Source organism: Lachnospiraceae bacterium (genome assembly GCA_025758065.1).
GTDB lineage: Bacteria > Bacillota > Clostridia > Lachnospirales > Lachnospiraceae > Enterocloster.
Genome location: CP107199.1, coordinates 1,289,365 through 1,314,146, shown reverse-complemented (window position 1 = coordinate 1,314,146; position 24,782 = coordinate 1,289,365). Strand labels below are relative to the sequence as shown.

At 43.3% G+C, this 24,782-nt stretch carries 20 protein-coding genes; 10 read left to right on the top strand and 10 right to left on the bottom strand.

What is annotated here, in order from left to right; all coding sequences use genetic code 11:
• Nucleotides 1–189: 189 nt before the first annotated feature.
• Nucleotides 190–1,050, top strand: coding sequence for a phosphoribosylaminoimidazolesuccinocarboxamide synthase (locus tag OGM16_06115; GenBank protein UYJ47817.1), 861 nt, complete (start codon nt 190–192; stop codon nt 1,048–1,050).
• Between the two features lie 372 nt (nt 1,051–1,422).
• Here the strand turns inward: OGM16_06115 and OGM16_06110 are convergent, their stop codons facing one another.
• The 5 genes from OGM16_06110 to OGM16_06090 all read right to left on the bottom strand — a co-directional run bounded on the left by OGM16_06110 (nt 1,423) and on the right by OGM16_06090 (nt 9,024).
• Complete coding sequence (locus OGM16_06110) at nt 1,423–2,556, bottom strand: hypothetical protein (protein UYJ47816.1); 1,134 nt, start codon at nt 2,554–2,556, stop codon at nt 1,423–1,425.
• A gap of 38 nt (nt 2,557–2,594) precedes the next feature.
• On the bottom strand, nt 2,595–4,232 hold the full coding sequence (locus tag OGM16_06105; GenBank protein ID UYJ47815.1) for a DUF2813 domain-containing protein: 1,638 nt from the start codon (nt 4,230–4,232) through the stop codon (nt 2,595–2,597).
• A gap of 8 nt (nt 4,233–4,240) precedes the next feature.
• On the bottom strand, nt 4,241–5,524 hold the full coding sequence (locus OGM16_06100) for a restriction endonuclease subunit S (GenBank protein ID UYJ47814.1): 1,284 nt from the start codon (nt 5,522–5,524) through the stop codon (nt 4,241–4,243).
• Nucleotide 5,525: 1 nt separating this feature from the next.
• On the bottom strand, nt 5,526–6,869 hold the full coding sequence (locus OGM16_06095; protein UYJ47813.1) for an N-6 DNA methylase: 1,344 nt from the start codon (nt 6,867–6,869) through the stop codon (nt 5,526–5,528).
• Nucleotides 6,870–7,119: 250 nt separating this feature from the next.
• Nucleotides 7,120–9,024, bottom strand: coding sequence for a diguanylate cyclase (locus tag OGM16_06090; protein ID UYJ47812.1), 1,905 nt, complete (start codon nt 9,022–9,024; stop codon nt 7,120–7,122).
• Between the two features lie 405 nt (nt 9,025–9,429).
• Here OGM16_06090 and OGM16_06085 point away from each other — a divergent pair, with 405 nt between their 5' ends.
• Nucleotides 9,430–10,056, top strand: coding sequence for a type III toxin-antitoxin system ToxN/AbiQ family toxin (locus OGM16_06085; GenBank protein ID UYJ47811.1), 627 nt, complete (start codon nt 9,430–9,432; stop codon nt 10,054–10,056).
• Between the two features lie 70 nt (nt 10,057–10,126).
• Here OGM16_06085 and OGM16_06080 read toward each other — a convergent pair whose 3' ends face one another.
• Nucleotides 10,127–11,002 carry a LysR family transcriptional regulator gene (locus OGM16_06080; protein ID UYJ47810.1) on the bottom strand — a complete coding sequence of 292 codons (876 nt, stop codon included), beginning with the start codon at nt 11,000–11,002 and terminating at the stop codon, nt 10,127–10,129.
• Between the two features lie 172 nt (nt 11,003–11,174).
• On the opposite strand from OGM16_06080, the gene OGM16_06075 reads away from it, so the two are divergent.
• Nucleotides 11,175–12,563 carry a sodium-dependent transporter gene (locus tag OGM16_06075; GenBank protein UYJ47809.1) on the top strand — a complete coding sequence of 463 codons (1,389 nt, stop codon included), beginning with the start codon at nt 11,175–11,177 and terminating at the stop codon, nt 12,561–12,563.
• A gap of 92 nt (nt 12,564–12,655) precedes the next feature.
• Here OGM16_06075 and OGM16_06070 read toward each other — a convergent pair whose 3' ends face one another.
• On the bottom strand, nt 12,656–13,480 hold the full coding sequence (locus OGM16_06070; protein ID UYJ47808.1) for a Cof-type HAD-IIB family hydrolase: 825 nt from the start codon (nt 13,478–13,480) through the stop codon (nt 12,656–12,658).
• A gap of 323 nt (nt 13,481–13,803) precedes the next feature.
• Between OGM16_06070 and OGM16_06065 the strand changes: the two genes are divergently transcribed.
• The 7 genes from OGM16_06065 to OGM16_06035 all read left to right on the top strand — a co-directional run bounded on the left by OGM16_06065 (nt 13,804) and on the right by OGM16_06035 (nt 21,723).
• Entirely contained in the window at nt 13,804–16,572 is a 2,769-nt protein-coding gene (locus OGM16_06065) for a sigma 54-interacting transcriptional regulator (protein UYJ47807.1), read from the top strand.
• Nucleotides 16,573–16,581: 9 nt separating this feature from the next.
• Nucleotides 16,582–17,067: a PTS sugar transporter subunit IIB gene (locus OGM16_06060; GenBank protein UYJ47806.1), complete on the top strand. Its 486-nt coding sequence runs from the start codon at nt 16,582–16,584 to the stop codon at nt 17,065–17,067.
• A gap of 18 nt (nt 17,068–17,085) precedes the next feature.
• Nucleotides 17,086–17,856 (top strand): PTS sugar transporter subunit IIC, encoded by a 771-nt coding sequence (locus tag OGM16_06055; protein UYJ47805.1) that lies wholly within the window; start codon nt 17,086–17,088, stop codon nt 17,854–17,856.
• Nucleotides 17,849–18,670, top strand: coding sequence for a PTS system mannose/fructose/sorbose family transporter subunit IID (locus OGM16_06050; protein UYJ47804.1), 822 nt, complete (start codon nt 17,849–17,851; stop codon nt 18,668–18,670). Before OGM16_06055 ends, OGM16_06050 begins: the two co-directional genes overlap by 8 nt.
• 124 nt (nt 18,671–18,794) lie before the next feature.
• Nucleotides 18,795–20,018: a hypothetical protein gene (locus tag OGM16_06045; GenBank protein UYJ47803.1), complete on the top strand. Its 1,224-nt coding sequence runs from the start codon at nt 18,795–18,797 to the stop codon at nt 20,016–20,018.
• 274 nt (nt 20,019–20,292) lie between these two features.
• Complete coding sequence (locus OGM16_06040) at nt 20,293–20,700, top strand: PTS N-acetylglucosamine transporter subunit IIBC (GenBank protein UYJ47802.1); 408 nt, start codon at nt 20,293–20,295, stop codon at nt 20,698–20,700.
• Nucleotides 20,701–20,880: 180 nt separating this feature from the next.
• A complete protein-coding gene (locus OGM16_06035) occupies nt 20,881–21,723 on the top strand; it encodes a DUF1275 domain-containing protein (GenBank protein ID UYJ47801.1) in 843 nt (280 codons plus the stop codon).
• Between the two features lie 78 nt (nt 21,724–21,801).
• Here the strand turns inward: OGM16_06035 and OGM16_06030 are convergent, their stop codons facing one another.
• The 3 genes from OGM16_06030 to OGM16_06020 are packed head-to-tail and all read right to left on the bottom strand — an operon-like array spanning nt 21,802 to nt 24,764.
• Nucleotides 21,802–23,016, bottom strand: a complete 1,215-nt coding sequence (locus OGM16_06030; protein ID UYJ47800.1) for a starvation-sensing protein RspA — start codon at nt 23,014–23,016, stop codon at nt 21,802–21,804.
• A 22-nt stretch (nt 23,017–23,038) separates the two neighbouring features.
• Nucleotides 23,039–23,878, bottom strand: coding sequence for a carbohydrate ABC transporter permease (locus tag OGM16_06025; protein UYJ47799.1), 840 nt, complete (start codon nt 23,876–23,878; stop codon nt 23,039–23,041).
• The gene (locus tag OGM16_06020) at nt 23,871–24,764 is read right to left on the bottom strand and encodes a sugar ABC transporter permease (GenBank protein ID UYJ47798.1); all 894 of its coding nucleotides are present in this window, start codon (nt 24,762–24,764) and stop codon (nt 23,871–23,873) included. Before OGM16_06020 ends, OGM16_06025 begins: the two co-directional genes overlap by 8 nt.
• Nucleotides 24,765–24,782 lie beyond the last annotated feature (18 nt).

Genomic DNA, 24,782 nt, shown 5'->3' with positions numbered 1-24,782 from the left:
GCCATTACATCTTCTTGTTTCCATATTCATGAAAACAAGAAGCCTGGTGGTTCCACCATATGCTGATTTGGATGAAAAAGTGCTTATGCAAGCAAGCTTGCAACACACTTTCTCATTCAAACCAGCGCATGGCTGAACTGTAACAAAAAATCCCATTTAATTAAAATTCAAACATTGTGAGGTAGAAAGATGAAGCCAGTTAAAGAAGGAAAAGTACGTGAAATCTATGACAACGGCGATAGCCTGATCATGGTCGCTACCGACCGCATCAGCTGCTTTGATGTGATTCTCCATAATACTGTTACCAAGAAAGGTACTGTTCTGACCCAGATGTCTAAATTCTGGTTTGACTACACAAAAGACATTCTTCCAAACCATATGATCTCTACTGACGTAAAAGATATGCCTGAATTTTTCCAGACTCCTGAGTACGAAGGCAAGAGCATGATGTGCCGCAAGCTGAACATGCTTCCTCTGGAGTGCATCGTCCGCGGCTATATCACAGGAAGCGGCTGGAAGAGCTACAAGGAAAACGGTACTGTATGCGGCATCAAGCTTCCTGAAGGCTTAAAGGAATCTGATAAACTGCCTGAGCCAATCTTCACACCTTCTACCAAGGCCGAGATCGGTGATCACGATGAAAATATCTCCTACGAGCAGAGCATTGACCACCTGGAGAAACACTTCCCGGAAAAGGGAAAAGAATATGCTACCAAACTGCGTGACTACACCATTGCTCTTTACAAGAAGTGCGCTGACTACGCTTTAAGCAAAGGTATCATCATTGCTGATACCAAGTTTGAGTTCGGTCTGGATGAAGATGGAAATATTGTCCTTGGTGATGAAATGCTTACCCCGGACAGCTCCCGTTTCTGGCCTGCAGACGGCTATGAGCCCGGTCATTCCCAGCCATCCTTTGACAAGCAGTTTGCCCGTGACTGGCTGACCTCTCATCCGGGAAATGACTGGACACTGCCAGAAGATGTTGTTCAGAAGACAATTGATAAATATCTCCAGAGCTATAAGATGCTTACTGGAAAAGATCTGTAAAAGAACGTATCTCAGCAGACACGCCCCCATAACAGAACGCCTGACATTCCTGATCCCAGGATTTCCTCCTCCGGATTACTTATGTACTCTCGGAGTCTTTCCTGCACTTGCTTTTGCAAGAAGATTCCGAGAATACATTACTTCAGGAACTCCAGGCGTTCTTTTTATTATTTACTATGAAAGTCCCGGACGGCAGCCGCGAATGAGCTATGCTTGCATGAGCGAATTCACGGGTATCGGACGGGCAAGCCGGTATGAGCAAGGAGCGCGATAGCGCGGATTGCGAATGCTGGCGACGATTGCGTGAGCACCAAAGGTGCGGAGCAATCGGCTTTCATGAATGGTGATGCCTGCGTCAGCAGGCATGTCCGTTTAATTCCGGTCTCTGCCTGCGTCACCAGCCACACACTGACATCCGCTTTTTAATTCTGCATAAAAGGCCTTAAGCTGTTTTTCCATAACCCACTTCATATACTCCCCTTCCAGATACCTTCCCGGCCGGACAGACTGCATAGCCTCATTTCGCTTTATATCCTCTTTCATCCATTCCTCTAACTGCTCCAGACTCATTTTTCCAGATCGTTCCTTTATCTTTTCCTGATACCGGGAATAAAAGCTCATATAATATTCTTCCAGTTGTCCGCTCCAGCGTTCTTCCAATGAAAACAACCGGTCAAATTCCTTTATCTTTTCCCCTGTGTCCGGATCCGCCTCCAGGACCGGGAGCAGACTTACCACTTCGCTGTCCTTATTTCCCGGATTTTCAAACTCCAGCTGTACCTGATCTTTTACTGTATCCAGATAAGGTAAAAATATACTTCCAATATTTCTCTGCTTTCCCTTTAAAGGACTTTTTCTTCCCTTTAACCGGCTTCTGCAGGCAGAACAGCAAAAATACAGGTTATACGGATGCAGGCATAGACAAGGATACCTGGATTTTGGAAAATAATGCTCCACCTCCTCATCTGTTTCCCCATTTGAGATCATATTTAAACATACCGGGCAGGTCCTGCGTATCTTCTTGTTTTTCCCCTTAAAATAGTCTTTAGCCAATTCCCTTCTGCTGTACATGGGACTGGAAAGTTCCTTTAAATGAAAATGGGCAGTGCAAAAGACCACATCATAAAAATATCCGAAAAAATCCTTTAATATCTTCTGGGCTGCATCAGAAAGCTGGTCACTTTCCAGGCTGAACCTGCCATTTTCCCAGGCTTCTTTATCCATAAATTCCATATCATGCTTTATGGCTTCCCAGATCCTTTCCCGCTGTTCCTGCTCCATGCGGAACAGCCGGTCCACTGCCCGGTGCATATTCTTTCCATTCTCTGTGTCACGCTCATAAAGCCTGTAAAACCAGGCTCCATTCTCCGGTGCGAAAGCCAGCCAATCTTCTTTCAGGAACACATTTCCCGGCTGGTCTGCTGCAAATTTGAAAACAGATAACAGAAAATGGCTGACCGCCATTAGATCCTGCTCTTGTTCTTTAACATCTATATTCCAGAACATCTTTCATCACCTCTTTTAGTTGTTAGAAGTGCCTGCGCCTATACCTTATTCCCTTTTTCCAACAGCGCATACAGCTGTTCCTGCAGACGGAAACGCTGATAACCGGGACCCACTTTTGAAATGATCTCTTCCAGCTTATCCGGATCTTTTTCTTCCATGTATGCTTTCACAGAATCCGATGCAAATCTGCCAATGGCAGATGCCTTAAATACCTGTCTGGAAATACTGTCCCGGCCAGCTGCAAAAGTAGAGATCTCCAGATCCTTTACTTCTGTCTTAGAACCTGTGGGATTCTCAAACAGGTGGATCTGCTCCCACATGGCATCTGTTAAGATCAGGTCTGAATGGGTGGCTATCAGGAACTCATTCCCACTTTTCCCGTCCATGCTGCACATAGCATACACAAAGCGGACAAAATCCCGGCTCCATTCATCATTAAAATGCACATCTGGTTCATCATAGAGGAACAATGTATTTTCCCCACAGTGGTTCTGGGCCATAAGGATCAGGCCAATGCGGGCCAACCACATTAATTCCCCGTCACTTAAATCTTCCATTTCATAAAGCCCACGTTCATCCCCGTTGCGATAGGAAAAATGGATCTCCCGGATCACGCCTTCTCTCCATGCTGTAAGGAGAGTGGAGATAAGGGCAAATGGATTTCCATCAAAGTAGCGCTGAAGCATGGGGTGATAAAATACCTTTTCTCCCTCTGCTTCCCAGGAATCAAACAAAAATACTGCTGCTGTTTCCCCTGCAAGGCTTCCATCTTCTTCCACCCGGTCTGCAGAAGTCCTGTGGATCACACAGTTGCTTAAAGAACCGCCCTTTGTATCCTGGTTTAAAAGCCGCCGTAAAATGCTCATCTGCGGCCTGTCTGCAGCCGCTTCCAGCCTTGTATCATCAATGCGAAGGGAAAAAGCTGCCGGAATCAGACGGATATTTAACCGTTTCAGAAGTTTTTTCCTAAGGGATGCATAGTGCAGCGCCTTTGTGCTGATATTGTCATCCTGCATATCAAAGGGCATTACAGCAAACAATGCCGGTAAGATAAATTTTGATGTGACCGCATCCAGAAACAGCACCCTTGGATTTACATCCAGACGCTCATAAAAGGATAATATCTCCTCTGCCGCCTCGCCCTGGGCCACGCTGCTTTCTCCCGGATAGCCTTCATTGCCGGAAACCCGGCTTTCTCCGTTTTCATCATTTATAGCCAGTGACAGATCATACAGATCGCTGGCAAGAGATGCCCTTGGAGACCGGATCAGGATATCTTCCATAGAACTATTAGCCCCGGAGCAATAAGAAATGATCCGGTCCGGCAGGTACTCATCTGGTATAGAATATAGCTGCCGGGTTTTCCCATTTTTTTCCAGTTCCACATATAGCTTTCTCCTCCGCCCGGAAGCATCGCAAAAACCCTTTTTCTGGGGCTTTACATAAATTCCCGTTCCATCCGGCATCCTGTATTTTAACTCAAAAATAAATCCCGGCAGCTCATTTTGCATAATACGGGTAAAAATAAGTCCCACTGCCTCTAACACACTGGACTTTCCAGAACCATTGCAGCCAATGAGAAAATCCACGGGTACAGCCCCCGTCTGCTCCTTAAACTGCAATTTCAGCCGCTTCAGTCCTTTATAACCATCTATATATAAGTATTCCATCTTCATGTTGTATCTCAGACCTCCCTGGTGTCCAGAATCTGATATTTCTGTATGGTAATGGGATGACCTGCACTGTCCTGCACTTCTTTTTCTCCCATATAAAGCTTCTGTGGAACCGTCTTTTCCAGAAATCCCAGAGCTTCTAACAATCTTGCAGATGCCAGGGCATCCTGCACGGAATATCCTTTTTTGTGGATCTGCTTAAACACTGTATGTACCGGCAGCGCTTCCGATGACTGGGCATAGATCCGCAGGATCTCCATCTGAAAATCAGAAAGCATGGTAAAAAGGGACTGAAGCTCCTGAGGGATACGGCTCTGCCAGTCTGTAATGCCTTCTGTAGGCTGGCTGACACTTTGCACTGTACCGATCCCATAACTTTCTTTAAATAAAGATGGGGACGGATCAGTCAGGGCTTCCTGTTTTCTGAACGCCTCTGTCAGTCCGGATGTAAATGCCAGAGACAGCATGGATTTAAAATACCGTTCACCTAACTGCTGCATTTTATGTAACCGTTTTCTTATATTTTCTGCTTTCCGGATCGTTTTTGTAAAAACTGTCTGTTCTGCCTGAGAAAGTACCGGTACAAAAAAGTCATTATCTGTATTTTCCGGCAATACCCGTTTCTGTAAGGATGTCCATACAGACCGGAGTTCAGGAGAAAGAAGTTCTTCATCCCAGCTTATTTTACCTTCTTTTAAAGCAGCCTGGGCCTGTTTTAAAAGAGCATTTTCAAGGATCCTGTTTAATGCAGCCTCAGATGACTGACCACATTTTACAAGCTGCCTGGCCCGCTTTAATCTATCTACAATGACCTTCTGTTCTTTTAAGCAGGGAAATACCACAGGAATACCCGATAACTGCTCCTTGGTCAGATTAGGGATCGTCACTGCATTGGCCCGTTCTATAAGCCATGGGCGGTAAAATTCCAGATAAAAGCAGGCATATTCCGGCAAGATCTGCTCTTCATCGAAAACCATTGCCTGTATTGCCTGGTTCACCGTCATGTCACAGCCTGCAATAGCCGCTTTTCCAATCGTTCCTGATACAGAGAGCAGCACAGCGCCCTTTGGCACTACCAGCCACGGGATCTGGTCTGCCCCTTCTTTGGTAAGATAATTTTCTGTCTGGGAAATATATTCTTCTTTTATGTCCCCAACTCTTGCCCATGGAAGGCTTTCCGGCTGGGGAGTTTTTGTATAATAATCTGTCTTTGAACGATTTAAAGTAGTTCCCCTGATCCACCTGGATACCACCTGACTTAAAGGTCTCTGCTTCCAGTTCTCCAATTTTTCCAATTCAGCCGACCTCCTTAAGAAGTTCTTTTAACTCCTTTGTGATTTCTTCCTGTTCTCTTAACATTTCCTGTAAAAGAAGGGCCGGATCCTCTATTTCCAGATTGATCTGTTCCTCCGGTCTGTAATTTTCCGGCAGCAGGTTCCATTTTGCAGCCTCGATCCCAGCAGCGCCTGCAAACCAGAAGCTGTTGTACTGCCAGTTTGCAGGAACCTTTATGCCATTGCGGTTTTCCACTGTTTTTTCCCTACGGCAGCGTTCCCATTTTCCATAATAGCTGTCTCTCTGGCTCCAGACCTCTTCCAGACGTTCATATTCCTGCTTCTGTTTTTCTTTATCTTCCTGTTTTTCCAGACTGTAATACAGCACTCTCTGGGTATGTCCTTCCCAGCCACTGGACATAAATGGCTTACTGAATATCATGACACTGGAGCGGACACCGCTGTACAGGAAAGTATCTTCCGGCAGCGCGATCACTGCTTCCAGTGAATAAGACTGGAGAAGCCATTTACGCACCTTTATACTCTCTGTACGGGTTGCAAATAAAAAGCTGTTTGGAACAATGAGCATGGCCCTTCCATCGTATTTTAAGGCCAGCATGCCACGGATCAGCTCCATGTGATAGCGACCTCTTACAGTCCTCAGTTCCGATGGAAGTTCCTCTGCCAGTGAATCATCTTTGATGGTATCCGTTCCATATACCGGATTGCTGATCACCAGATCGCAGGTCTCATATAAACAGGCTGGTATTTCCTCCTGCAAATGAAGTTCCATTTTAAGGTCTGAAAGCCTGGATATGATAATACCTGCTGCCCACAGTTCCTCATCCAGCTCATAGCCCATAAGCTTTGGATTTTTTAAATACTTACAAGCTGTCATCAGAGTGCTTCCTGCGCCGCACTGGGTATCTAAGACCGTTTCTCCTTCACCAGGGCTTAACATTCCTTCCGGACAGGTTACAAGGCCAAGAAGTGGCTCTGCGATCTCCACAGGAAGAAGATACCGGTTCTTGCCGCCCTTGCTGTAAAGGCAGAAATTAAACATCCCAGAAAGAGCCGTCTGGAACATCTCACCGGAAACCGGAGCTTTCCACAAACCGGCCAGCTCTTCTGCTATAACTGTAAGCTGGCGCTTTACCGTACCTCTTAGCACCTGCCGGTACCCAAAAAGCTGCTTTATCTCCGGATCCCCTTCTGCATTTATCCCACAGGCTTCAAGCAGCATACACCCAAACTCCCGGAACATCCCCATAAGATCCTGTGAATACTCCATGCGGTAAAAATCTGCCGCTTCCTTAAATCCCTGAACCTTCTCATTTATCTTTATTTTCTGGTCTGATGTCAGCATATTTTGTTACTCCTTTATATGAGATTACCCAAAAAGCAAATGTCTGCTCCGCAGCCACTTTTTTCGTACACGCTTACTATATTATATCCCACATAAGAATTACTTGAAAGAGAAAAAAGCACCCGGCAAGAGAATTTATATAATTCCCATACAGGCGCTTTCTTATTATTTTTCTTTTACTGTTCTTTCTTTTTTCCGGCAAACATAAACACAAGCATTAATCCAGTGAACAACAGTAACCCTGTGATTTTCAGCTACATTCACGCTTTTTCCGCATTCTTTTATCTTCATACATCTTTTCATCTGCTTCACGGTACATTTTATCATAATCTACTGCACCGTAAGCCATGCTGCTTCCCATAGAGAACCTCAGATCAACGGTAAGTCCGTCCCGCAGCTGAGCCTTCAGCCCGCTCTGAAGTGCCTTTAAAGCTTCTATTTTCTGTATAAGAGCTTCTTTCTCATACTTATAATAGAACAATGTAAATTCATCACCGCCCTGACGACACAGAATACAGTTTTCACCAGCTTCCTGTTTCAGCATTTCTGCAATCTTTTTAAGGTACTCATCACCATTTTCATGTCCGTAAGTGTCATTGACCATTTTCAGACCGTCAGCATCTACCATAACAGCAGCGCAGTAATATGACTCCTGGCATTCTTCCAGTATTTTGGAAAGCCTGGCATCTCTGCCAGTCCGGTTAAACAGCCCCGTCAGCTGGTCATGATCTCTCTGATGTTCGATCTCCCTGCGCTTGCGGATCTCCTCTGTAACGTCCGTAATAACACCGAAGATCTCTTCGCCCTCCTGGATCTCTTCAATTTTTAAATATTTACCATTTCCTACAGCAAATATCTCATTTTCACCTGCAACCGGCTCTTTTTGCAGGGTTCCAATATATTTCCTGAAATCTTCCCAGTCAGAAGGCAGCTTCCAGGCAGCTTCTGTGCCGGTCTTTAAGATCTGGAGAACATCACCGGTAAAACGGACTCTCTTCATTTGCCGGTTGTACTCATATACACCAATGTGCATATCCGTCTTTCCAAGCACATAGCTCATTTTCCTGTCATTGGCTAACAGGCTCTGAAGCATTTCATTAATATAACGGCTCAGTTCAAAAAATTCCCTGCTGCTGTGGACATCTATCTTGACGTTTAAGTCACCCATGGTTATCTTATGCAGCTTTCCATTTACTTCCCCGATCTTCTGGACTACCTCCCGGTCCAGATACCGGGTCACTGCCTTAAACAATGCCAGCGCAATGAGTACAAGACATACCGCCAGATACAGCATATTTAACGGTATGCGTTCATAAAGTGCCTTACTGGTCACTGCCACACCGATATAATTATCTGCTACCTTTTTAAATACGATATAGGAACGTTTTCCATTGATCATACCGGAAAAACCTTTTGTACTCTGGATCTTTTCAGTATTTAAACCAACCTCCTTCATATCCATTCCTACCAATTCTATGTCCGTAGCACCTACGATCTTTTCTGTTTCTGCATTTACCGCAAAGTAGCTGGTATCCGGGTTGACACAAAGCTGGGAAAAAATATAAGGCAGTTCATTTTTTTCTGTTACTTTGGATACATTTACCGGTTCAATTCCCACTTGCACGATAAATTCCCCGGTGCTGTTCCACATAGCTGAATACTGCATCAGCTTATGCTCTGCTGTATTCGGCTCAATATCCTGGACCATTTTCAGGGATTTGTCCTTAAGCATGGGCTTAAAATAATTCATCTGCTTCCCAGAGTCAAAGCTATAACCATAATACTGGGGATGGGTTCCGGAAACGATCTCTCCTGCTGCATCAATAATGTGGATCTCATCTACTTCCATAAATTCTGCGATCTTACGCAGTTCATACCGATCATTTCCCACCCCGGTGTTCTTCTCCAGAATATAGGCAATGGCCTCTGTATTATGAAGACATTTCGCAGCATATTCCTGACGCAGCCTGGTAAGTTCTTTCTGATTCTCCTCCAGCATCTTATCCATCTGCTCAAAGATCTTATCCGCCGTCCCCTGCGCCCGGCTCTGCTCATTTGCTATATTCAATGCCATAATGCTAATAAGGATCACACTCACCAGCGCAAATGTGACCTTATACATATAACTCCATATGGATTTCTTTAAAGTACGCACAACTTCTCCTTACTTGCTATATGTACATCTATGCCCGTGTACATATACTTGCATCTTCCCATCTTTTGAGAAAGCTTATCACACCTTCGTTACAAGAATTATAGCAACTTTAAAGAAGTTAGGCAAGTTTTCATCAGTTTTAATTGGCTGAATTTTCAATTTGTCTTATGATTAAAAAATTTAAAATATATCTGTTGATAAATCAGATTTTTTTGCGTATACTATAGTTGAAAGAAGCCATTAATGGCTTAACAGCAGGTATATCTCGACCTTTAACTGAGACAGTTATCAGCGGGCGTATCTCAGCCCCAAGCGAGACAGTTAAAAGAGAGTATTTCGCCACTCTAAGTGCGAACTTAACGGCAGGGCGGTTTTATCCGCCCTATTTTAATACGGAGGTGAATTTTGTCAATCAGACTATATGAAGTAAACTCTAAATATATCGACTATCTTATCCCCTATGCACCACATTTATTTCACAACAAAAAGCCCGGTCAGCATAACGAGCGAAAATATATTGGTATTATTTTAATCGTAAATAATATGAACTATTTTACCCCTCTATCATCTTATAAACCTAAACATGACAAAATGAAAAACTGTTTAGATTTTCTTAAAATTGGAAATTATGCCGTTATAAATATCAATAACATGTTTCCCGTTCCTGAAGGCGAATATCAATATGTACATATCCCAGAAATCAAAAACACCCAGTATCAAAAATTGTTAATGGCAGAATATCGACTCATAAAAAAATTGCAGGATAGAATAAAGAGAAATGCTGCTCTTACCTGCAATCTAAGAAATAATCTTTCAGCTCACCAGCGGCAGAATCTAATTTATCCACAGCCAGCTCATAGGCATGACCATGATCATTGCGGGAATCATATCTACAATGGGATAATTTTTAAACTTATCGCGCATATCAACGCCCTGCGTACGTGTTGCTGCGATGGTAGTATCAGAATCTTTTTGTACTTGATTTTGCGAAAAGATTTTTTGTCAGTTGCACCCAAGGTACATTTTTACTGATAGGACCAGTATGTCAGATATAGCGACTATACACGCAAGGATGCATTTTTACCCAAAAGGTATGTTCATTTTATTTCCAGCACGTCTCTTTTAAATACTCCAACATTATCCCCGACACCACAGAATTGGCTGTCTTTGAAAATGCCAGTCCCAGCGTCCGGTGTGAAGCTGGCTCTAAGGGTCTGGATTCTACATCGTTTCTGGCAAAGGCTTTTAGTACCATTTCCTGGGAAATGGTAACGCCTAATCCGCTTTTTACAAAGGCCATGATCAGTGTATCGTCCCGGAAGCTGTAGGTGATCTTCGGCTTTACGGGACATTTTGCTAATAAATGCTGGATATCGTTGTCACAACCAGGTGTTTCTATAATTAAGGGATACGAAAACAGTTCTGACACTGTGACCCGTTCTTTTTCTGTAAGTGGATGCCCCTTAGGCATCACTGCACACAGCGGGTCATCCATCAGTGGATAAAATTTCAGGTCATCTGCCACAATAGATGACAGGAATCCGCAGTCCACCTGTCCATGGATGATCCAGTCACGGATCTCATCGTAATTGCCGTCAAAGATCTCCACCTGCACCTTTGGATAATGCTCTTTGAAGAAATGGATCACTCCCGGCATCCACAACGCTGTAATACTGGAAAAGCTTCCTACCCGCAGCTTTCCTTCGATCTTATGATTAATATTAAAGGCCGCCTGGCGCAGCTTTGCCTTCTGATTTACCATTTCCTGGATATAAGGGATCAGTCTGGCTCCGTTATCTGTAAGTATGACTCCCTTTTTTACTCTGGCAAACAGCCGGACTTCCAGTTCTTCTTCCAGTCCAGCCATCATCTGGCTGATGCCGGACTGTGTGTAATTTAATGCCTCTGCCGCCCCGGAAAAGCTGCCGGTCTCGCACACTTTCAGAAAAATCTCATATTTGTCTTTCTGTTCTTTCATAAATCCCACCACCCCATATGATACCAGCTTGTTCCCCACGACCTGGCATCATACACATTACTAAAAATTATATATAATCATAAAAACATTTGTTTTACTGATATTATAACATGTGCTATTCTGGTATGACAAGCAAGTTCAGCTATAGATAATTTTAGGGGGATTCTTTTTCATGAATAAGAAAAAAAGTAGTTTTTCCGGACAGTTAGGTTTTGTTTTAGCTGCTGCCGGTAGTGCCGTAGGCGTGGGAAACCTGTGGCGTTTTCCGTATCTGGCTGCAAAGGACGGCGGAGGACTGTTCTTAGTCATTTATCTGGCACTGGTTTTAACATTTGGATTCACACTGCTGGCATCTGACATTGCCATTGGCCGCAGAACAAAGGAAAGCGCCATCGGTGCTTATACCCAGATGTCGCCTAAATGGAAATTTTTAGGAGTTTTAACCTTTCTTGTTCCAGTCCTGATCATGACCTACTATGCTGTTATCGGCGGCTGGGTCACAAAATACGCTGTTGTCTATCTCACCGGACAGACTGCCGCTGCAGCCCAGGACAATTATTTTACCTCATTTATCACTTCACCTGTATCACCAGTCCTGTTTGCCCTTTTATTCATGGGTGTAACAGCATTTATTGTATACAATGGTGTGGAAGATGGTATTGAGCGTGTTTCCCGTTGCATGATGCCCATCCTTCTGGTTCTGGTGGTTGTGATCGCAGGCTATTCCCTGACACTGCACCATGTAGACGAAAGCGGACAGATGCGTACCGGTATGGACGGCCTTCTTTATTATATAACCCCTCATTTTGAGGGACTGACCTTTAGCCGCTTCCTTCAGATCTTACTTGATGCCATGAGCCAGCTGTTCTTTTCCTTAAGTGTTTCCATGGGTATCATGATCACCTATGGCTCTTATGTGAAACCGGAAGTTAACTTAAATAAAGCTGTTAATCAGATTGAGATCTTCGACACAGGTGTTGCTCTTTTAGCAGGCGCCATGATCATCCCGGCAGTTTTTGTTTTCTCCGGCACCGACGGAATGAGCGCAGGTCCAAGTTTAATGTTCATTTCCCTTCCTAAGGTATTTGCCGCCATGGGAAAAGCAGGTACCTTTGTTGGTCTTTTGTTCTTTGTAACAACTATTTTCGCTACTCTTACGTCCTGTATCTCTGTGCTGGAATCTATCACTGCCAACTGCATGGAGATCTTCCACACAGGCCGCAAGAAAACAGTCCTTGTGCTGACCGTGATCTATCTGGCTGCCTCTGCTATTATTGCCCTTGGCTACAGTATCTTCTATATTGAAGTAAAACTGCCAAACGGCTCTGTGGGACAGTTATTAGACATCATGGACTATATCAGCAACAGCGTTATGATGCCGTTTATCGCACTACTCTCTGCCTTTCTGATCGGCTGGATCAAAACACCAGACTATGTGATCGAAGAAATGGAAAGCACTGGAGATACCTTCCGCCGCAAAAAGCTGTACCGCATCATGATCCGCTATGTAGCCCCGGTTATGATGTTTGTACTGTTTTTACAGTCTACAGGAATACTCTGACAACCGCCTGCGTCAGCAGGCAGTGAATCACAAGTTTACAAAGCAAACGGACGCGTCAGCCGGCGCGTCCATTTTTTGTTCTCTGTTTTATTTTACAGCACCCATTCCTCCAGGAAATGAGCCGCCCCGTCCTCTTCATTATGCCCGGCCACAAATTTCGCAGCCTGCTTTACATCATCTTCTGCGTTTTCCATTGCTGCGGAGATGCCTGCAGCCTGAAGCATGGAAATATCATTTTCGTTATCCCCAATAGCCAGCACATTTTCCATACTTATCCCCAATTTTTTACAAAGTGTACACAGTGCATTTCCTTTAGAGGCATGGATAGAGTTTAATTCTATGATCCCATCTCCGGTGCGCAGAAATACGATACCCGGTATGGGGCTTCCTTTTTCCAGAAGTTCCTGTGCCAGTCCATCTTTTAAGACATGAGCACCCATTTTCATCACTTTTACTCCGCTGGTCCTTAAAAACTCTCCCAGATCTTTTACATTTCCCTCGCTGAACCTGATATAAGGATATTTCTCAGAAAGCCCTGTTTTCTCCCATCCCTCTGCCCGGAAAGTACCTCTGTCTGTATGGACATATACAGCCACTGGGAATTGTTCCAGATACGCAATGGCTTCCACTGCTTTTTCTGTGGAGATCCCTGTTTCACAGATACTTTTTTCCTCCGGTACATCCATAAGCATGGCACCATTGGAGCAGATAGCATACTGAATGCCGTCTACATTATTTAATACTGCTTCTTTCATTCCTCCGATCGGTCTTCCTGAGGCAGGTACCAGGATCACACCTTTTTTTACAATCTTTCTTAAAACATCTAATGTATAGTCTGATATGCTCTTATCATCATGAAGAAGAGTTCCGTCCATATCTACGGCTACCAGCCGGATCGTTGTGTTTTCACTATGCATATTGATTTCCTCCTGTAATGTTCTGGTGTAATATTCTCTCGGGATCTTTCTGTGCCTGATCTTGATCCTGACATCTGATTTTAAGTATAGCACACATTTCCCCCATAAAAGTGTCAATCCTAGTGTCGAACCCCATTCCTCCACTCTGGACATCTCACCATTTTTCTCACTGCTACTGCCGAAACCCTTTTCAAACTGGCGAAATCATTCAAAACATCTTTCTTTTCAGATTATTTTTTGTATAATTACACTTGTTATCAGGTAGACATAAAACACGCGCGAAAAGAATTCAAGTCAAATCAACAAACAGGAGAATCATGTACATGCTCAGCACAAAAGAAGAACTCTATCTTTACCTGGAAAAAATAAGCCGGGGCTATGCCCTGAAAGATCTGAAATATTTTACGGCGAACCATATCAGCGAATCACTGAATATTTCCCGTAATCTGGCCAGTCAGTATCTGAACGAGCTGGTAAAAGAAGGGCGGGCCATTAAGGTCAACTCCCGTCCTGTTTATTTCTTCCATAAGAAAAATGTTGAACGCGAAGCCCAGGTCGCCCTGGAAACCTGCGTATTCTCCGGTATGGACGATTTTCAGCGGAAATGCCGAAGCGATGAAAATAAAAGAGATTTTCAGAAAGCCATCGGTTATTACCTGAGTTTAAGTTCCTGCATCGAGCAGTGTAAAGCAGCTGTTAAATACCCGTCAAATGGTCTTCCGGCCTTGTTTAACGGAGCTGGCGGAACAGGAAAGGCTTTTCTTTCCAGGCTGATGTATGAATATGCTGTAAATGAACGGGTAATAGGAACTGCAGGCGCAGCTTCTCTCCCGCCTTACATCACAGTAGACTGCTCCGAATATGCCCAGAATGAAGAAAAATTTGCTATTTCCCTTTGCGGCAGCGAAGACGGAAAAGGCTGGCTTGCAAAAGCAAACGGCGGCATCCTTTTCTTTGATGAAATTGACAGGCTTCCATTTTCAGGACAGGAACTGATCTATTCCTACTTAATTTCGGGACAATATAAAGGATATCATGATGACGAACATGTTTTTGAGTCCAATGCAAGACTGGTATTTTCCACCACAAAAATACCGGCGGAAACACTTTATAAGCCACTTGCAAGAATGATCCCCATTGTGATCCCGGTCCCAACATTGCATGAACGCACAGCCGATGAAAAAGAGGAAATGTTAGTCTCCTTCTTAAAAGCAGAAGGGCGGCGCATGGGCGTAGATGTAAGCATCAGCCAGAACGCCTTCCACTGTATGCTGGAATTTTCCTACGAAAACAACATCGACGAATTAAAAACCTGCGTTACCAGCAGCTGTGCCGGAGCTTATCTGGAAAAAACCAGCGATGGTATCGCTATCCACAGTTATCACCTTCCGGAATATATGCTCTCCTCCTTAAAACTGGAGGTTGAAGACAAAGACAAACGTATGATCCACTTAAACAGTTACAGCCGTGACACCTCTTTGGGGCAGACGGTACAGTATTTCCAGATCATGTTAGATGTCTTTGAAGATTACCGTCAGGATATGCTCAGTTTTGACGGCCTGATGATGGAATTCCGGAAACAATTAAATGATTATTACGACTATCTGATCTACGGACAGAAGCTTGTAAACATCAAGATCTCCACTTACGAACAGCTGATCAATCAGATTTTTGAAAATGTAGGTGAAATGTATGGCATCAGCCTTTCCAAAAAATACAGCCACTTACTTGCCCGCCGCTTATATATACAGCTTCAGGGCGATCATCTGATCGACAACTGGATGAAACAAAACCATGACGAGATTGAAGAAATGTTTCAAGCTGTAAGCGCTGTTCTTGAAAAAGAATCAGTCATCTGTTCCAGGATCGTAAACCTGATCAAACTGAATCTGGACATTGAAGCAGACAGTTTAAACCAGCTGTTTTTGCTTTTAGATATAAAAAACCAGAACCAGAAGATCCAGGGACTTTCCGCAGCCGGTATTATCTTAAGCCACGGCTATGCAACAGCTTCCAGTATTGCAGATGCCGCTAACCAGATCATCGGGCGAAAGGTATTCGATGCCATTGATATGCCTCTTGACATGCAGATGAGTGACATCACCGGGCTGCTGGAAAAACACATTGAACGATTTATCACCTGTCAGGACGTAGTACTTCTGGTGGATATGGGTTCTTTAGAGCAGATCCACAGCCAGATGGGCGGCCTGCGAAACTTAAATATCGGCATCATCAACAATATTTCCACTGCCTTAGCTGTTGATATCGGCCTTGGCATCTGTGGGAACCAGAAGCTGGAAGACATCCTGAAACGGGCCAGCGAAAGCAATGTCTGCACCTACCGTATCATCCACAATGTACAGAAGGAAGACGCCGTGATCTTCAGCGGAGAAAACGGCATTGACACAACGGAAAAGCTAAAAGAGCTGATCTTAAAGACTTCCGCCACTTCCATTCCTGTAAAATTTGTGGCTTATGATTATTACCGGCTGATGAAAAACGGCAGCCATGATGAGATTTTCCAGCAATACCATGTAAAATGCATCATCGGGCTTTTCAATCCGGAGATCGAGGGAATTCCTTTTATCTCACTGGAAGACATTATTTCCATGAATTCCGCAGAAAAGCTGACAAACATTTTCTCAGAGTATCTGGATGAAGAACAAATGGAAATATTTAACCAGAACCTGGTAAAGAATTTCTCCCTGCAAAATATAGTTGAATCCATTACCATTTTAAATCCTGACAAGCTTTTAGATGAAGTGGAACAGGCAGTGGGACGGCTTCAGAAGATCACAGGAAGAAAGATCGCAGGACGTATCATGACCGGGCTTTATGTCCACCTGTGCTGTCTGGTGGAACGTCTGGTCACAAAAACACCTATTGATAATTATCAGGATCTGGAAGAATTTGAACAAAAACATGCCGACTTTATCAGGCAGGTAAGGGACAGCTTTCAGGATATCTCCCGGCATTACCGGGTGGCTCTGCCTGTAAGTGAGATTGCTTACATTTATGATTATATGCATTTGAATTCAAAAAATAAGCTTTCCGGGCAGGCAGAAAGCCCGGCCGTCCGTGAGGACGAATAGGAGGTAAATATGGGTATTGTACTTGCAAGAATTGATAACCGTCTTCTTCATGGTATCGTGGCTACACAGTGGGCCGGACGTTCCGGTGCACAGCGTATCATGATCATTGATGACACTGTTGCCAATAATGAACTGACCAAAGCCAGCATGAAGCTTGCCAGACCTACCGGAATGGCTATTTCCATCATTACCGAGGAAACAGCTTTAAATAACTTCAAAGCCGGAAAATACAATGACCACACTGTATTTGTACTGGTTAAGAAGCCGGAAACACTGGTTAAGCTGTCTGAGATCGGCGTAAAGATCCCAGAACTGGTCATTGGCGGAACTGTAAAGCCTGCTGAAGGCGAAGAAGCTGTAAAGCTTTCCCAGAGAGCTTACGCAAAGCCGGATGACATTGAGGCTTACAAGAAATTAAAGGCTGCGGGAACCAAGCTCTATGCACAGTATGTACCTGCAGACGCAGAAGTTTCTATTGACGAATTTCTGAAATAACCAAAGGGGGAAATTGTTATGCAATTAAGTGCTTTACAAATTGTACTGCTTGTCCTGGTGGCTGCTGAGATCAACGTTGACCGCCGCGGATTATCACTGACACATGCAAGACCTGTTATCGTAGGTTTCCTGTGCGGACTGATCTTAGGCGACATGAACAGCGGTCTTTACATCGGCGGTACTTTCACACTGATGTCCTTAGGTGTTGCCGCTCTTGGCGGTTCTTCTGTACCTGATTACGGCGTTGCAACCATTATTGCATGCGCATTTGCAAAAACAACCGGACAGGGACCTGAAGTTGGTATGACCATTGGTCTTCCTGTTGGTATGCTGGGCGTACAGATGGACGTTTTATATAAGATCTGCAACTCCTTCATTGCTCAGAAATCCCAGAAATATGCCAATGAAAAACAGTTTGGCAAAATGTATGCTATCCTTTACCTTTGCCCTGTTATGGTAGCTGTATTCATGGCATTCCCAACCGCTGTTGCATTAACAGCAGGCGCTCCTTTAGTTCAGGCTATCCTGGATGTGCTTCCTTCCTGGGTAACAGGCGGTCTGTCTGTAGCAGGAAAGCTCCTTCCTGGTCTTGGTATTGCCATGCTGCTCCACTACATGCCGGCGAAGAAGTACTTCAACTACATTCTGATCGGCTTTGTACTCAGCGCATACATGGGCGTACCGATCCTTGGTATCGCATTCCTTGGTGTAGCTTTGGCTTACAAGTTCTATATGGATGAAGAAGCAAAGGAAAATGTAGGATTTGCAGGAGGTCTTGAAGATGAATAATGAGAATGAAGTAATGGAAAAAGCTCCCGTTTTAACAAAAAAAGACTGTGTGAAAGGTGCCATCCGCTGGTCCTTAATGGCAATAACAACCTTTAACTACGATACCCAGCTTGCTCCAGCCGTTGTTTTCGGTATTGGACCTCTGCTGCGTAAGATCTATAAAGATGATGACGAATACGTTGAAGCATTAAACAACCATTATAAATACTTCAACACCATGCCATGGCTGGCAAATATCGTTCTTGGTGCTACTCTGGCTCTGGAAGACAAAGAGGGAATCACTTCCCTGGATGCTGTACAGAATATCAAGGTCAGCTTAATGGGACCTTTAGCTGGTATCGGTGATACCTTATTCTGGACACTGCTTCCTACTATCATGGGCTCCATCGCAGGATATATGGCTCTGGAAGGCAACCCTATCGGTGTTATCCTGTGGCTCATTGTAAACCTTATCTTCATCTGCATCCGTACCCAGTTAATGTGGATCGGATACCGTGAAGGTACCAAACTGATCACCAAAGTGGGCAGTAAGCTTGCCCGCATCACAGATGCTGCTTCTGTTCTGGGCCTTACTGTTGTAGGTGCGCTGTCCGCAACGGTTGTAACTGCAAAAACACCTCTGGCATTCCAGATGGGCGAAGTCAATCTGGCAGTTGCAGATCTGTTAGACAAGATCATGCCTTCTATGATTTCTGTAGCTACTGTCCTGGTACTGTATAAGCTCCTTGGAAAGAAGGGCATGAAGATCACTACCCTGATCCTCATTGTTATCATCTTCTCCATGATCTGCTCTGCACTGGGAATCCTGGCTTGATCATTTATAACTAATATAACTAAACGGACATGTCGCCGGATGGTGACATCACCATAATGACGGTTCTGCCTGTCTTATTTGGCAGGCAGAGCCATTTTTTATTCAACTAAGGGGAGATTATCATATGGTTGAAGTAAGCGCAGCAAAACGTAATATCACACCTCCATTTCCTATGTACATGCGCGGTTATGCCATGAGAACAGGAAAATCTATTGGTGTTTTGGATGAACTTTACTGCAGGACTTTAGTCCTGCGCATTGACGGGGAGATTTTTATATGGTCCACCCTGGATCTGTGCCGGTTAGAAGAACCGATCTCTGATTATGCCCGCACAGTCCTTGCCGGAAAATATTCTGTTCCAAAGGAAAATATCATTATCGGAACCATTCATACACACTCTGGCCCTGATATCAGCTTTGAAGATGAAGGGGAAGACAGAAATCATCGCAAGGCAGTTTACAGGGAACTGGTAATGAAACAGCTTTTTGACGCTGTAGATGAATGCTTTGACCGTGGCTTCTTAGAGGTAACACCTTATATGGTAAAGGGAACAATAGAAGGTGTATACGGAAACCGCAATTATATTGACAAACCAAGTGATAAAGATATCAACATGATCCTGTTCCGCAATGAAAATCATGTAGTTGCAGGTATGTTCCAGTTTACCTGCCATCCAACTGTCCTTGGCATCCACAACATGAAGATCAGCTCTGATCTTTTAGGAAATGTGGGAAAGGCTCTGGATGAAAAATACAATAGTATTTTCATTACCATGCAGGGCGCCTGCGGTGATATGGGCAATCGCCAGTACCGTCAGGGAAATGATGAAAAAGAACTGTGGCGCGTACGTGATGAAGTAATGAAGCAGGTAAATGTTTTCGCAGAAACGGAAACTCCTATGGAGTTAAAAGCTGGATCTGTAAAAACTGCAGAATACACCATCCACCAGACTTATGATCTGGATGCCATGAAGGCACAGTTAGCAGAAGATGAAAAGAAGCTGGCTGCTGCTGTTACAGAGGATGATAAAAAGCTTCTCTGGTCCGGTGTCCGCCACATGAGAAGAAAGATCCAGTCAGGCGGCATCAATGTTACGCTCCGCTCTGTTATCTTCCATTTAGGTGACCTGGAGATGATCACGATCCCCGGAGAGCTGTTCTCCACCTTCGGAATGGAGATCAAAAAGAACTTTAATGCTCCTATGCGCATCGTATGGGGCTATGCAAACTACAGCGCAGGTTATATCGTAGAGAAAGATGAATTCGGAAAAGGTTATGAAAGCATGCAGACTCCTTTCCTCCAGGGAGAAGCAGAACTTTACGTAGATCATCTGATCAAATCCCTGTAGTATCTGATGATACCAGGGTCCCAAGTTCATAAATCCGATGCAAGCTTGCTTGCAGGAGGATTTTTGAACTTGGGACCCGCCAAAAACATGAGTAAGAAGCCATTTTTTGAAGAAAAATGAGCGGATTACGAATGTTTTTAGAATTGCGAGAGTGCAAAGCACGTAGCAATTCGGTATCAGAGGGGGCAAAATACCTTTTGACCCCAACATCATCTGATCCCCGCCACACTATTATAAATATAACTATAACTATAAAACTATAAGGAGAAGCGTTATGAGAAGATATATTATCGCCTCCCATCATTTACTGGCCCACGGCCTAAAAGACACATTAAATTTTCTTACTTCCATGGACGGCATCATTGATATCAGTGCCTATATGGATGACACCGATCTTCCAACCCAGATCAAAGAATTATTTGATTCCTTTGACCCGGAGGATGAAGTAGTCATGATGACTGATATGTTAGGTGGCAGTGTAAACCAGCAGTTCTGCCCATATGTAAACGATCATCGTCACCTGATCTGCGGTATTAATCTTCCATGTGCCTTAAGCCTGGTATTACAGCCTCAGGATATGCCTCTTACTGCAGAGACCATCCGGACTATTGTAGAAGAGTCCAGAAGCCATCTGATCTATGTAAATGAGTATAATGATGGGGCTAATGAGGATGACGAGTAAAAAATCGTGAAAATCCACTTCATTGAACAGACATACATAAAAGAAGCAGCTGACCGGATTTTTCCAACAGCTGCTTTTTTCGTAGAAAAATCAGGAATATATAAAGTCAGAAGTGTGAAAAACGCAAATTGATTTTATTTGAAAAAAATGATAAAACAGGGAATGAAAGAAGGGATATACATGAAACAAAAAACCGGGCTGCAAATGTCCAGTTCTCTGCCTGTTATGATACTTCTTAACTTATCCGGCGGAACACAGGATGCCTGCTCCTATTTTTTACGTGACCACGTTTTTGCCAATGCCCAGACGGGAAATATTGTTTTAATGGGGTGTCATCTGATCTCCAAAAATCTGAAGGATTCCATCCACTATTTTCTCCCTGTTGCCTTTTTTGCACTGGGGATACTTATGGCCTGTCTGATCCGCTCCCGTTTTCGCCGTACCGGAAGGATCCACTGGCGCCATCTGGTATTGACCATAGAGATCATCCTGCTGTTTATCGTTGGTTTTATCCCGGAACAGCTAAACTGGCTTGCAAATGGGCTTACCTCCTTTGCCTGTGCCATGCAGGTACAGTCTTTCCGTACAGTAAGAGGCAGTGCCTATGCCAGCACCATGTGTATTGGAAACCTGCGAAGCGGCACGGATCATTTTTATAAAGCTGTTACTGAAAAGAAAAAAGAGGAGCTTAAAATCGCTGCTATCTATCTGACTGCTATCGGCTCATTTACCATTGGCGCTGCCTGCGGCGGACACCTGGCAAACTATTTTTCCTACCGCACCATCTGGATCTCCTGCGGGCTTTTGATCCTGTGTTTCTTACTAATGCTGATCAAAGAAGAGGATGATCTGGCGGCAATAGAAAAGGAAGAACGCCAGGAGCTGAAAAAAGAGCAGGAAGAATTGAAAGAAGAAAAGAAAGAGCTTCAAAAAGAACAAAAAGAGCTCCAGAAAGAACAGAACGAATTAAAAGAAGACCAGAAGATCATCCGGGAAATGGATGAGAAAACACAGGATCAATAAATATATAAAACAGGCACTATGAAGATCATAAATTCCTCGCAGTGCCTGTTTTTTCAACGTTATTTTTTAGTTCATCAATTACGGTCTTACCGAAGTTCCATCAGGGAGTTTAGAAAAAAGCCAACTATGATCCATCTCTACTTCCGGATATTTTAATGCTTCTTTTTCATCAAAATCCACACCAATTCCATTTTTATCACTTACATAAGCATAACCATTTTTTACTACAGGACAATTAGGAAATACTGCCTGTTCCTCTTCAGAAAATCCTGAAAACTCCTGAATTCCAAAATTATGACAATTTAAATCCAAATGCATTTGAGCAGCCATACCAATTGGTGATAAGTCATTAGGACCATGCCATGCAGTTTTTACTCCATAAGCTTCACAATAATGAGCTAACTTTCTGGCTGGTGTAATTCCTCCAATATCGCTCAAATGAACTCGAATAAAGTCAATCCACTGATTCTGTACTAATGGTTTCCATTCTGTCGGATTGGTAAACAGTTCGCCCATTGCCAGAGGCAATGTGGTATGTTCCCGCAAAACTTTAAAAAATTCATCATACTCTGGCGCTAAAGAATCCTCCAAGAAGAACAGCTTATATTTTTCCAGTTCCCTAGCAAATTCTATTGTCTGAGCTAAAGACAGACGTTCATGTACATCATGCATTAATTCTACATTCCAGCCAATATCATTTCTAACCCGATCAAACAAATGATATACACTGTTCATGTACATTCTGGGATCAAAATATGCGCCTTGTGGAGCATTTTCAGGTTTTACAATACTTTGTCTTTTTCCTCCAAAATTTCCTCCATAAGTACCCATATGGCAACGAATATATCTGTATCCCTCTTCAATGTAACGCTGGATGCATTCTTCTACCTCTTCCACACAGCTTCCATCCGCATGGCGGTATACTGTAATTCCTTCTCTGCACTTTCCACCTAACAGACTGTACAGAGGCAGTCCTGCTATTTTTCCCTTAATATCCCAAAGAGCTTCATCCACACCAGAAATTGCATTATTCAGCACCGGACCATTTCTCCAGTAAGAACTGCCCATCATCATCTGCCATAAACCTTCAATATTATCTACAGATTTACCTTTAAGCATAGGTGCTAAATATTCTTCAATGGCTGTTACGACTGCTTTATGGCGCCATGTAAAAGTCGCACAACCATAACCACATAATTTCGGCTCAGATGTCTCTACTTTTACTACCACCAGGTTGATATTTCTTGGTGCTGTTACAAACACCTTTATATCACGTATTGTAATATGATTCATTTTTATTTTCCTCCTACTATTATCAGCTCTTCACAGCGCCACCGGTCATTCCTGCAATGAAATATTTTTGGAAACACATAAACAGAACTACTAACGGAAGGCTGGATATGGTGGATGCCGCCATCAGATCATTCCATTTGATCTGGTATTGTGAATTTAAAGCAACAATACCTACTGTCAGTGTTTTCAACGAATCCTTAGATACCAGTACTGATGAATACATATATTCATTCCAGCCATTAAAAAGCACAAACATAGCTACTGCCGCAATACCCGGAAGGATCAATGGAACAATGATCTTCCAAAATATACAAAAGCTGGAAGCTCCATCTACTCTTGCTGCTTCATCAAGTTCGATTGGTATTGTTTTAAAATATGATACCAGCATCCAGGTACTGAATGCCACATTAGTAGCCGCATACACAACGATCAGACCAAACAATGTATTGGTTAAATGATATCTGGAAAGAACTGCATAAAAAGGTACTACCAGCATAACGCTTGGAAACATTTGTGTAATCAGTAAAAAATCCAGTAACTGCTTACGTCCCTTAAACTTAAATCTTGTAACTCCGTAACCTGCAAGGCAGGCACATGCTACGCAGATGACCATTGCTGGAAGGCAGGTAAGTAAACTATTAAGTGTCATTTTTCCAAAGTTATATGTATTAAAGAATTTGTAAAATGCCTCTAACGAAAACGGATCCGGCAACCATTTAGGATTGGGATAGTAAGTCTGTGCCTCGGTCTTAAATGCCGTTGACAGCATCCACAACACAGGAACCACAATAAATGCTGCTAAAATTATAAGAATCACATAAGTAAGAACCGCATCTAATTTTTTTCGCTTTGATCTATTCATCGTCCTTCATCACCACCTTACTTACCAGATTGATCAGATAACAGATTATAAACACCAGAATACCCCAGGCAGATGCTTTTCCAAAACGCAGATCATTAAATGCTGTACCATAAATGCTTAAGCTGATCAGGCTGGTTGATGTGCCAGGTCCACCTGCTGTCATTGTATACACCAACGTATATTGTTTAAACCACCATACGCAATCAAGGATTAGCACTGTTGTTAAGATTGGTTTTAAACTCGGCAACGTAATATACTGAAACTGCTTCCATCTTCCTGCGCCATCCAGTTCTGCTGCTTCATAATAATCTTTAGAAATACTTTGCAGTCCTGCAAGTATCATTGTCATAACCAGTGGAAAGCCTTTCCAAATGCACACAAACACAACTGACGGGAACGCAAAACTGTTACTTCCCAACCATGACAGATTTGTGCTGATCAATCCCAGACCTCTAAGAATACTATTTAAAATTCCATACATGGGATTCATGATCCAGGTAAATAACAATGCCACCACTGCTTCAGGGAAAAACCACGGCAACATAAATATTACTCGAAAAAACGTTCTTCCTTTAAATTCTCTATTTAAAAGACTTGCTAATATAAATCCCAGAATAAAATGTCCTGCTACTACAAGTACCATAAATTTTAACGTTAAAAAAACTGACTGGTAAAATTCAGGTTCCGTAAAAGCCGCTAAATAATATTTCAATCCCACAAATTTCCATTTACTTACCAAATTTGTGTTAAAGAAGCTGATATAGAAGCCGTATAACATAGGGTATACAATTAATGCTCCCAGCAGAAACACAATAGGGAAGGAAAATAAGTATCCATCATACTGTTTTTTGATCTTACGTTTTTTTGGGGGCTTTTTTCCCAACATTTCCAATTCCCCTCCTTT